Source organism: Methanobrevibacter sp., from assembly GCF_045220775.1.
GTDB lineage: Archaea > Methanobacteriota > Methanobacteria > Methanobacteriales > Methanobacteriaceae > Methanocatella.
Genome location: NZ_JBGUWC010000146.1, coordinates 1 through 2,614 on the forward strand (window position 1 = coordinate 1; position 2,614 = coordinate 2,614).

Genomic DNA, 2,614 nt, shown 5'->3' on the forward strand with positions numbered 1-2,614 from the left:
TGGGCCAATCTGGATAAGATTGAAACATTGGAGATTTCTACATCTCTTGAGAAAGTATTGAAAAAAAGAAAAGGAAAGATTTAGTCCACCATCATATGACCTACGACGGTTAAACTATCTTTTCTGCATTTCGGGCATGTGGAATTCTGATTCAGGTAGTATACCTCTTCACCGCAATCAGGACAAATATCAAAATCACGGCGAATGAATATTGTCAGGTCATTGGTATGCTCGTTCAGAACGGCCTTGATTTCAGAATCTGTGAAATTTGCATTGTTTTCAGTTATTACAAATTTGTTGATTTGCTTTTTGCAGTTTGAACAGAAATAACCATGATAAATTCCGGCAAATTTGAATTTATTGCCAGCAGAAAAGTCATAATCGTCTTCACCAATGTGGAATTCATCATCCGTATCCAGTGCAAATGAGTAATCGGCCTTTGAAGCAAGTTCGCTTCCGCATTCTATGCATCTTTGAAACTCATCGTCAAACTGAATGATTTTTGAATCATCACTGGAATCCTCAATCATCTGAATTATCTCACCGTCATCCATTTCAGGGGATTTTTTATATATTATGAATTTATTTACGAATTTTTGACATCCATAGCAATAATATTTAGCAAAAAATCCTTTGACCGGTGCGATTGAGCTTTCTGCAGATGTTGACTTTACCAACGGCTTTATGTTAACCTGACCTGTTTCATCAATCCAAAATATTTCATCTATGGAAGTGTAAGTATATCCACAACTATTGCATAAATATTCTACCCGCCTTGCCATAAACAAAACCCCTTGTTAATTTTTTACAAAATTTCATCCAAAGCTTTTACAAACTCGTCGACTTCTTCTTTTGTAATTATAAGTGGCGGAACGAATCTCAAGACCTTATCCGCAGTACAGTTGATTAAAAATCCTGCTTCTCGGAGTTTGTCCACATATTCAGCTCCAGGTTTGGTGAGTTCAAGACCAACCATAAGACCTTTTCCTCTTACTTCAGCTATTACATCCTTGTCCAATTTCTTAAGTTCTGAAATGAAGTAGTCTCCAACCTCATTGACATTGTCAAGGATATTTTCATCAACGATTGTGTCCAAAACCGCATTAGCTGCAGCACAGACAAGAGGTCCTCCACCGAAAGTGGTTCCGTGATCTCCAGGTACGAATGCACTGGCAACCTTTTCTGTTGCAAGGATTCCACCCATTGGAACTCCTCCACCGATACCTTTAGCCATTGTCATGATGTCCGGTTTTACATCAAAGAGTTCATGTGCAAACAGTGTTCCGCATCTTCCAAAACCTGTCTGAACTTCATCTACAATGAAAACAATGCCCTTTTCATGACAGATTTTTTCTATTTCCTTGAGATATTCCATATCAGGGATGTTAATTCCGCCTTCACCCTGAATAGGTTCGACAATGATTGCTGCAGTATTTTCGGTTATTGCTTCTTTAATTGCTTCAATATCATTGTATGGAACATTTATGAAACCTTTAGGAAGTATTGCCTTGAACGGTTCGTGATAATGTTCATGTCCGGTTGCAGCAAGTGTCACGACTGTTCTTCCGTGGAATGATTCGACAGTTGATATGACTTCGCTTTTTCCGGTGTATTTCACTGCCAGTTTGATAGCTCCTTCATTTGCCTCAGCACCGCTGTTTGCATAAAAGATTCTGTCAAAGCTGGTCATTTCAATCAATTTTTTTGCATAGATCAAAGCCGGTTCATTGTAATAGATGCTTGAAATGTGAATTAGTTTTTCTGCTTGTTCCTGTATTGCCTTTACGAGTTTAGGATGATTATGACCTAAAGCATTAACGGCAATACCTGCAAACATGTCCAAATATTCATTTCCATCAATGTCAGTTACCTTTACACCTTCACCATGATCCAGTACGACAGGTTGTCTAGTGAAAGTGTTTATGAAATAATCATCTTCTATTTTTATTAATTCCTGAGTATTCATATAATGCCTCCATAAACTATTTAATCATTAATATTTATAATATTAATATTATTTAAAAATAGGTGATAAAATGAAAGTCGCTATAATCGAAACTGATAAAGGAAATATTGAATTGGAATTATTCCCGAATGAAGCTCCAGGCACTGTAGCCAACTTTGAAAAATTAGCAAACGAAGGATTTTATGATGGATTAACTTTCCACAGAGTAATCCCAAACTTTGTAATTCAAGGAGGATGTCCTAAAGGTAACGGTACCGGAGGACCTGGTTACACCATCAAATGTGAAACTGAAGGAAACCCACACAGACACGGAACCGGAGCATTATCAATGGCACACGCAGGTAAAGACACTGGTGGAAGCCAATTCTTCATTACTCACTCCCCACAACCACATTTAGACGGTGTTCACACCGTATTCGGTCAAGTAATTAAAGGTCAGGATGTTGTCAATGCAATCCAACAAGGAGACGTCATGAACAAAGTGACCATTGAAGAAAGATAGAACTTATCTTTCAACTTCTTTTTTTTATTTTAACTTATTAAACTATTTTTAAAGAAAAAATTGTGCGAATTTTAAAAAATTGCTCTCATTTTAAAGGTACATCTAAAATTATCATGATGACTATGCCCAACTTAAGCACATGATTC

Annotated in this window: 3 protein-coding genes; 1 reads left to right on the forward strand and 2 read right to left on the reverse strand. The window is 37.0% G+C overall.

Translation table 11 applies throughout. The features are described 5' to 3' along the window. Positions 1 to 80 precede the first annotated feature (80 nt). Together ACJROP_RS09550 and ACJROP_RS09555 are read right to left on the reverse strand one after the other, a co-directional pair. On the reverse strand, positions 81 to 782 hold the full coding sequence (locus tag ACJROP_RS09550; protein WP_406535238.1) for a hypothetical protein: 702 nt from the start codon (positions 780 to 782) through the stop codon (positions 81 to 83). Between the two features lie 23 nt (positions 783 to 805). Then, positions 806 to 1,966, reverse strand: a complete 1,161-nt coding sequence (locus ACJROP_RS09555; RefSeq protein WP_406535239.1) for an acetylornithine transaminase — start codon at positions 1,964 to 1,966, stop codon at positions 806 to 808. 70 nt (positions 1,967 to 2,036) lie between these two features. On the opposite strand from ACJROP_RS09555, the gene ACJROP_RS09560 reads away from it, so the two are divergent. Then, entirely contained in the window at positions 2,037 to 2,468 is a 432-nt protein-coding gene (locus ACJROP_RS09560) for a peptidylprolyl isomerase (RefSeq protein WP_292607580.1), read from the forward strand. Positions 2,469 to 2,614: the final 146 nt, after the last annotated feature.

What these genes read in the sequence shown, in the direction of transcription:
- ACJROP_RS09550 (WP_406535238.1), bottom strand. Translation starts at nt 782, where the DNA reads ATGGCAAGGCGGGTAGAATATTTATGCAATAGTTGTGGATATACTTAC.
- ACJROP_RS09555 (WP_406535239.1), bottom strand. Translation starts at nt 1,966, where the DNA reads ATGAATACTCAGGAATTAATAAAAATAGAAGATGATTATTTCATAAAC.
- ACJROP_RS09560 (WP_292607580.1), top strand. Translation starts at nt 2,037, where the DNA reads ATGAAAGTCGCTATAATCGAAACTGATAAAGGAAATATTGAATTGGAA.